The organism is Rubritalea tangerina, assembly GCF_042683245.1.
GTDB lineage: Bacteria > Verrucomicrobiota > Verrucomicrobiia > Verrucomicrobiales > Akkermansiaceae > Rubritalea > Rubritalea tangerina.
The window spans coordinates 67,671-77,146 of record NZ_JBHUJB010000033.1 but is presented as its reverse complement, the minus strand read 5'-3'; the positions used below and the strand labels follow the sequence as shown (position 1 = coordinate 77,146).

Below are 9,476 nucleotides of genomic sequence, written 5' to 3'. Positions count from 1 at the left end.
AACCTTTAGAGAAATCCCGCATAGAGGGGCTACACGAAAAACCGCTTAAGTCCGTGCCATTCTAGACTGGCTGTTCTTCTTTCATCATAGCTTCCTTTTTCACTTAGAATCGTGGATCAAATTCACATTTTTCAAAACCACAGGAACAACCTAACAATATCTAACATATTCACAACAAACACTATCTTCACACATCCACACTTTACTTCTCAGATGTAAGAAAGAATTGATCCATTCACAAAAGAAAGAGGCTCCACAGCATCACACTGTAGAGCCTCTGATTTCATTCTCGTACGATCTTTCCTATTCGAAGATCAGATAGTTGACCTGCTCACTGGTGTGCGAGCTCTCGCTGTCTCCGATGTCATCTTCTTCAATGATCAACTTGATCGCACTCGCACTCAACGCGTCGTTCTCAAAGAACACCGGCCAGCCACCATCGTTGCCGTCCATCGCTGCCGAGCTCAGCGCTCCTGAACTTGCAGATGTCAGGCCGCTGATGTTGTAGCTATACCCTGCTGCGTTGTTGCTGGTATTCTGGATCGAATCCGCTCCTAATCCTGCACTGTAGGCCACACCATTGATGCTGCCGGTACCGGCTTCGATCACGATGTAACCAATCGTCTCATCAGCTCGCACCTTGTTGCTGTCCTCAGCAACGTGCTTACCAATGTTCAGATTAGACGCATCAGCGGGTGCCGTGCGGGTATTGCCCATGCTCCAGAACACGGACCAGTTCGCATCGTTCGCACTCATCACCTGACCTAGCACCACCGGTGTGGTGTAGCTGTTAGTGTAACTACGAGCCTCTGCCAACCAGCTAGACTTCGCAGCAGTCACCATAGAGGTGAACTTCACTGCTTCCATCTGCACGCCGTCGCTTGCAAGGGTATAAACCCCTTCTTCCACAGCGATCACGGAAACATCACAGCTCACGGCAGCTGTCAGTCCATCTGCTCTATCAAGCTTCACTTCGAAGCTGCTGCCACTCACGTTGCGGATACGGGTCACCACCGGCACTTGTGCGGCATTCGCGTAGATCGGTGTCGCCACGATCACTGCCGAGTTGTAGTTCTTGCCGAGATCCACACTCGTCCAGCTGCTGCTAGAGACGCCACTCACCGTCGTGCGCACCATCTTCGGTGAAGTGTCCGCCACGGTCGTGAAGCTCGCGCTGCTGCCCCACACTGTCCCTGCTGTGTTTGTCGCAGCAATCGTGTAGTAGTAGCTCGTGCCTTCACTCAGACCCGTGACGCTTTCCACATGCGCTCCGACATTCTTCGTTCCAAGAACCACGCTGTTGCTCCAGCTTGCGGGTGTCGTGCCGCCATCAGTCTCACCGTAGTAGAGAGTCACACTTGGAGCTTCTCCACCTTCGTCAGTGATACTGTAGCCGAGGTCAGCACTTGTCATTGCTAGGTTCGATGCACTGCCTGTTGCCACCACAGCTGCAGTGACTTCAAGTACATCGGTGACACTTACTGCCACACTTGCCGTGTCGCTGAGCCCACCATTGTCGGTGACCGTCACTGTGAGTGTGTAGCTGTTAGTGGTTTCGTAATCGAGGGCTGTGGCAGTAGTGATCACACCACTGTTATCGATCGCGAAGGCGCCACCAGTATTGCCCGCTGTGATTGCGTAGCTGAGGCTATCGCCAGCATCGGGATCGCTCGCACTCACTGTCGCTACAGTAGTACCAAGCGTAGCATCTTCTGCCACACTTCCACTCGTGTCATTAGCCACCGGTGGTGCATTGAGGTCATTCATCACAGTGCCAATTTCAGCGGCACTCAGAGCGATGGCATGCACACGCACATCATCCATTTCACCCGCGAAGTACTTGTTGCTATCGCGACCATCCACACCAACGTAGACGCCAATCGTATCGATCAGATCACGGGCTGCACCTGTCGCACTAGCCTTCTCTACACCGTCGATGTAGATCAAAGCCTTGTTTCCTGCGCGTACCGCGGCCACGTGGTGCCATTGACCATCGTTGACCACATCAGTGGTAGCGAAGTCGAACTGGTAACCATTGCGGTAGAGGGTGAAGCGGACGGCTCCATTGGAGTCCACCCGGAACATGTACTCGCCATTGTAGCCACCTGGATCACGCTGCTGAATAATCTGCTGCGTGGCTGAGCTGCCGTTAGGAACCTTAATCCATGCTGAAAGGGTAAATGGCACCTTCCCTTGGAGTGATGGTCCTGTACCCATCGCCACGCTGTCATCCACCCCGTCAAAGGACAAGGCATTGGCGGACTGACCGCTGACCCATGCAGCACCACTTACGCTACCATCATGACCATTGCCTGAGGCGTCGGCTGCCACACTGCCGCTGGTTTCATCAAACTTCCAGTGTGCGAGGGCTGCTTCTGAGCTATCGGTCACATTGAGTGTGTAGTTCGCTGTGTCTGCAAGCGCTCCAGCATCCGTCACACTCACTGTGAGGTTGTATGATGCTGTCGTCTCGTAATCTAACGCACCCACTAGGCTGATGGCCCCACTGGCACTATCAATCGCAAATAATCCATCCGGATCCCCTGCGCTAATGGCATAGCTAAGCGTGTCTCCAGCATCTGGATCACTTGCTACCACGGTGCCTAACACTGTGTCAGCTGCGGCATTCTCGGCAATCCCGTAGGTGCCGTCGTTGGCTACCGGTTGTTCATTCACATTGGTGATATCCACAGTCACTGTCGCGCTATCACTGAGTCCTCCACCATCGGTGGCGCTGACTGTAAGCACGTACTGGCTTTGTGTTTCGTAATCCAAGCTTCCGCTAGTGGTAATCTCACCATTGCTGCTGTTGATAGCAAAGGCTCCACCTGCATTGCCTGCAGTGATCGCGTAGCTCAAGCTATTGCCTGCATCTGGATCGCTTGCACTGACACTCGTTACAAGGGTACCAAGGCCTGTGCCCTCTGCTAGACTGGCTACTGCATCGTTGGCACTTGGTGCCTCATTGAGGTCGTTGACATTCACGCTCACTGTGGCCGTGTCGCTGAGGCCACCCGCATCCGTCACACTCACCGTGAGTGAGTAAGAAGTCGCGGATTCATAATCGAGTCCTGCAGTCGTGGTCACTTGGCCGTTAGTATCAATACTAAAGAGGTTTCCAACATTCCCTGCAGTGATGGCGTAGCTGAGACTATCACCGGCATCGACATCGCTCGCTGCCACTGTGGCGACGAGGACACCTCCTGCTTGGTTTTCATCCACTGAGCCACTGGTGTCATTGGCTACTGGCGCTTCGTTCACGTTGGTGACATCCACTGTCAGAGTCGCAGTATCTGAGAGTCCACCCGCGTCAGTCACGGAAATGCTCAGCACGTACTGGCTCACGCTTTCTGTATCGAGTCCACCGCTTGTCGTGACGGCTCCTGTGTTAGCATCAATGCTAAAGGCATTGCCTGTGTTGCCTGCCGTGATCGCATAGCTCAGGCTATCTCCTGTGTCAGGGTCGGAGCCTGAAACGGTGGCCACTGCCACACCGGCGCTACCATTTTCAGCAACTGCGGCGTTGCTGTTTGCGAGACTTGGAGCTTCGTTGATATTACTCACATCAATGGTGATGCTTGCCGTATCATTCAAGCTGGGTGCCGCGTCATCGCTGACGGTGACAGTCAGCACGTATTGGCTCACTGACTCATAATCGAGTCCGGCTGCCGTAGTAATGGCTCCGGTGCTTGGATGAATCGCAAAAGCCCCTCCTGTATTGCCGGCGGTGATCGCGTAGCTCAAGTTGGTGTTAGGGTTTGGATCATTCGCTACCACTGTGCCTACAGCACTGCCATTAGACGCATCTTCAGCAATGCTGAAGTTGGCATCCGAAGCTGTTGGAGCTAGGTTGCCTACCCATGCATTGTAGTGGTCGCCAATCTCGCTGGCACCAAGCACTGCATTGTAAGCGGCAAAGGCATGGATACCTGTGCTCGAGTCACTGCGCATGTTGCTATCCCCTAAGGTGGCATTCGCTGCGTTGATGAGTGGCACTTGGGCGACCGTGCCCACTAAGCTGCCATTGACGTACACGCTGGTGAGCGTGTTAGTACTATCGACCGCATAAACCACGTGGTGCAAGTTACCGTAGGGTGAGGCAATCGATGCGCCAGCTTCGGCACTGAGTTGGTAGTCAGCGACGCCGTAGCGAGTGACCCCCAAGTTACCTGAGTTGTTCCATTGCTCGAAACGCAGGCTCCAACCGGAGGCGTCAAGCAAATGCAAAGCAGCTTGGCCAAGGTCCTCGGCTTCGACCACAAACTCGTATGTGGCTGAACCGGAAAGCACAGACATGTCGACACTCGCGGTCGCGTTGCCTGCGAGCCCCTGAGTGCGTTTGTGGGCAAATGCGGTGCCCGCATTGACAGCTTCTTCCCAGGCGGCAACTCCATTGAGGCCACTTTCATCCACGTCTGTGACATTGACTGTCACTGTTGCCGTGTCTGTGAGACCTCCAGCATCCTGCACTTGCACAGTCAGGGTGTAGCTAGCCACTGCTTCGTAGTTCAATGAAGTAGCAACAGTAAGAGCACCGGTACTGCTATTGATAGCAAAAGCCCCACCCGTATTACCTGATAGAATGCTATAGCTGAGACTATCACCAGCATCTGGATCTGATCCCACTACAGTCCCTACAGCGGCAGCGACTGCTGCATCTTCAGCAACTGAGAACGTCGCATCCGCAAGACTTGGTGCCATGTTGTTGGCGACCACTTCTACTTGGAAACTGTCGACGACGACCGTATTGAGTCTGTCAGTAGCCCGTACTGAAATACTCGCAGTGCCCGACTGTCCAGCAGCATAACTCAAAGTCAATTGAGTGCCATTCAGAGTCGCGCTTACAAGGCTGTCATTTGTATTACCTGCCACTGCAAGTGTGAGTGCATCACCAGGATCGATGTCCGCAAAGACAGCACTTAGGTCTATCACTGTGTCTGCTGCATTTTCGTTGACCTGCACATCCGCAATAGCATTTGCCACACTCGGGCCATTGTTACCCAGTGTGTGAAGGTATTGATTCGCAATCACAGCCTGAGTGATGCCAGGCCCTTGCCAAGCAACAGCAAGGTGATCACCACCACCACCTTCCTTGTGAATTGCTTCCACATAATACGCTTTTCCTGCCTCAAGGCTGATCACAGCTGAAGTCTGTGAACTCTTCTGAGTCCATGACTTTTCGCCAGTCCAACCGTCAACATAAGCAACGCGGCTCGCATTCACTGCACTATGGTCCGTACTAAGGTAGAAATCTCCGTCGTCATCTGAAGCGATCCAGAACGTATAGTCACCAGATGTTGGTGGAACTAACAAACCACGAACGCGCTGGCCATAGCTGTCTCCATCTCCAGTAGGCGCCTCAAAGCTATTGATGATAGAACTCGAATTGGGGCTATCTGGGTAATTTGCATTCCCAGTAAGGTCTGAGATATTGCCGCCACCAATGCTCGTCCACTTCTCACGCAACAAGCCTGGCTGGCTCACCGCACTCGCTTGAACGTCAATGCTTACCACAGCTGTATCCGTTCCTGAACCATTCGATGTCGTGTATGTGAAGAAGTCCGGCCCCGTGTAGTTAGCATTCGGTGTGTAAGTCAATGTCCCATCACCATTCGCTACCACTGTGCCATTCGCTGGCTGAGTAAATCCAGAGATGCTCAAAGATGCACCTGAGTCATCATTGCCCAACACATCAATCAAGGTGCTGAAGCCCTCTAACGCTACTGCTGTATCGTCCCCTGTTACTGGCTTATCTCCAGTGTAGGAAACTAACAGGTAAGAGCCACCTTTATTGCCCGCATCTTGCTCAGCATCACCGATTTGATCTTCAATGATAGTCGCCGCAATACGATTGCCAACTCCCGCTGGTTTCTGAACTACCCAGAATCCTTCATCACCTGGGTTACTGCCACCCCAAGGAACTGAGATGTCTGCAGCTACAAGACCTGAGGTGATGCTCGGGAAACGAGTGAAGTCGTGTGACGCTGTGCCACTGCTCAGACCACTAAAGCCATTGTAGCCGTCGTAGCCGAGACCACCCGTTTGCACCAAATAATCACCTACTTGGAAACTGCCTGCTTCCATGATGATATATGCCACTGTCTCATTCGCACGCGTCGTATTGCTATCCTCACCCACATGCTTGCCTAGCTGTAGTTTGTCCGCATTTTGTTTATACCAAAATGCCGACCAGTTAGAGTCATTATAACTCATCACCTGACCATACACGGTTGGGATGAAGTAATGGTCGAATGAATTATGGGCCATCGTACGGGTTTCACCCACGAAACTACCAGCGGTGTCAGTCACTGTAGAGCTATACTTCACAGCCTCCATTTTGATCCCGTGATCCGCCACGTTATACACTCCCTCTTCAACCGCAAGATAGCGTACCTTCAGGTTGTTGATATCGCCTGACTGACCGTCAACGCGCTGCAACATGACTTCAAAAGAATTCCCTGAAGCATTGCGGATGCGTGTCACGACTGGCGCTACACCGTCAGGTAGAATTGGCTGAGCAACTACCACCATTGAGCTAAAGCTCTGGTCGAGCGTCACAGTCGTCCATCCAGTGGTGCTGGCGTGGGTGTCTCCAGACTCTAACACTGGGTGACTCGCCGCTGCATTCACTGAAATCTTTATCTCTTTCGTGAAGTTATTACCGGTGCCATTATTCACTGTATACTGGACATTATCATCACCAGTAAATCCGTTGTTAGGTGTGTAGGTAAAAGTCCCATCTCCATTATCAACAATAGCACCATTGGCTGGACTTGTGATCCCACCAAAGGTCAATGTACCATCATAACTGAAATCGTTATGCATTGGGTTGTGGAATGTGATAGGCGTATTTTCTTTGACCACCAGGTCATCACTTACCGTCTCAACCATGTTCCACTTTGGCAAACTCCCCACCGTTGTCAGCGCCTCAGCACTGAAAGTGATTTGCCAAGCTTCAAGAAAGTCACTCACATCGTAACCAACCGTCTGTGATGTGTGAATCAACCATGCATCTTTCTTATCCTGGTCCGAAGAAATCGAGCTATCACCACTGATTAAATGTACGATAGTACGAATGTTATTCCAACCAAAGACCTCACCGAGTGAATCCACAAAAGTCCCTTTTACGTCCACGGCATAGTGGCTGTAATGGTTCCATAGATTGTCCGTCAGCGAGCGTTGGTAGTTGTTGATACGCCCCACGGCCAATTCTTGCTTCCAAGAGAATGGCATGTACATTTGCTGTGCGTACTTACCACCCATGTTAGGTGTGGTCTCGCCAAACTCACTGAAAATCAAATTGCCATGGTCAGCGTGGTGACCGTGTTCGTGCAAAGTCAGCGCTTCATTATGCACGACCAAATTCTCATAGTTGGTGATGTCAGACCCAATACCATAGGACAATGGCATGGATGAGGCTCCCCCTACTGGCTGATAGTCGTGGTGCGTACGCAAGGGCCGACCACGGTGATAATTATAAAAGTCATCGAGCCACCAAATGCTATTGCGGTGGATTTCCATCACTCCATCTGGGTTATCAAGCGTGCGAAGATATTGCTCTGACTCAATCACTAACACTGCTGTGTCTGAAACCAAAACTCCAAAGGGTGTTTCACGGTCACGAATGCCCGCAACCCACTCAGCATTTGTCGTCACACCATACTCGAAGTAAGGAGCTTCTATCGCACCATTGATCTGTGTGCTTTGCGCCCCAGTCCACTCAGTACCAGAGGGGGCCACAAACATAATCAAACCACCATGCGGACTAGCAACTTGGATGCTCGTTGCATCCACATCAAAAAACACCTGCTGGTATGGCATGGTGTAGTAATTTGTGTCTCCGGTGTCTGTGCGCAAGTGCCCTACTTGCACCTTCGTTCCATTGCCAACCATCGCCGCTGGCACTGTGATGTTGATGATCTCACCAGGAGCTGCATACATCCCCGTATCAATCACCCAATAATCATGTCCAGCCACTGTCGCCGGCACTGAAAATGTCTTGTTAACTCGAGCGGCACTCGCTCCCACTGGCAAGGCCGTGCGGTGCGCAGTCATTTGCGCCACTGGCAAATCACGTAAAATTTGCCCCTCCCTATTCAATAAGGCTTTCTCTAACGAGTCAGATACTGGACTTGCTGGTGTCGGGTTGATCGTCGCTATCTTAGACCAAAATACCTCATCAAAACGCTTCTGCAAGGGGTCGTTCTCCTTGAGAACCGCATTGAGTTTATCAAAGATCGAAGCTGCTAGATTCTTCTCCGTTTCTGTATACGCCACCGGGTCTTGAATGATCGCAAGGACCTCCTCGGCGGTCATCTGAGTAGACGCCCGATTGATGTTCTGCACTCCCCCATGCGGGTAGTTTTGCAAGAAACCAATCCCAGCCTCTCTCAACAAAATATTTGCAGGCACGTCCTCAGTTGATTTGCCCCACCACCAACTGTAGCCAGGACCATACTCACTGATAAACATAGCACCTCCACCCGTCACATAGTCACGAATTGTCGTGCTCATCGACGCGTTGATACTTGTGCCAATCCATCCAGCTACCAATGCATCCGCACCAACCAAATCGCTTGCTAGATTGCTCGCATTTGTATGCACCACATTGGTGTAACCTTCTGCTGCCAACCAATCCGCTGTCGCTTGGTTGTTATAAACAACTATTTTGTTCCCCAAGTTGTTCGAGCCTGTGAGCCATGTCAGACTGTTCTTGTAAAATGTTCCCGTGCTCGCATCGCTGCCATAATTGCCCATGTTAAGCCATTGGTGGTCGGGCATTGCCAAAACCTTGCCCGCTCCCCACGTTGCCGCAGCAACCATCGGATCATCAATGTTTCCACCTGGGTAGTTTGTGATGCTGTACGCATTGTCGCCATACACCACCATGTACCCAGGCTGGGTCGGGTCTGCTAAACTCGTCACTCCCGTCAATATCGTATCTCTAGCAGCCTCTGCGTCCATTGTCGCATTCACTGCTATCGATAAGGAACTACTCGCACTCTGCGTGCCAGAAACCGAAATGCTCAAACTTGCCGTTCCCGCTACTCCATTCGCTGGGGTAAATGAGGAGCCTAACAATGCAGCATTAACGTCAGCCAAACTCCCCGTGAAGGTCATCGTGCTGTCACTGGTTCCATCGCCCACCGTAAATGTGAGCCCCGTCGTCGCAGAAAGACTAAACGTCCCTGAACTAGCTGTGACTGTCACTGAGTCTCCCCCATTGAGAGACCCAGTAAGAGCAATCACATTCTGCTCAGTAGCAGAAAACGATTCTGCCTGGTTGACCGTTGTCACAGCTACCGATGGCACATCGATTTCCACTGCGGATGCACTGCCACAAATGGCAGCAAACAGAAGTGAGCAGGACCCAATACGCCGTGTCTGGGCGGCGCGGGCCTGCTCTATGCGCGTCACCCCACGCATAGATTGGGTTATTTTCATATTAGTTGTGTAGTGAGGTTATAGTGTATTGT

1 protein-coding gene is annotated in these 9,476 nt (G+C 51.8%); it reads right to left on the bottom strand.

What is annotated here, in order from left to right:
- Nucleotides 1-303 precede the first annotated feature (303 nt).
- A complete protein-coding gene (locus tag ACFSW8_RS07725) occupies nt 304-9,444 on the bottom strand; it encodes a cadherin domain-containing protein (protein ID WP_377088230.1) in 9,141 nt (3,046 codons plus the stop codon).
- Nucleotides 9,445-9,476 lie beyond the last annotated feature (32 nt).

What these genes read in the sequence shown, in the direction of transcription:
- ACFSW8_RS07725 (WP_377088230.1), bottom strand. Translation starts at nt 9,444, where the DNA reads ATGAAAATAACCCAATCTATGCGTGGGGTGACGCGCATAGAGCAGGCC.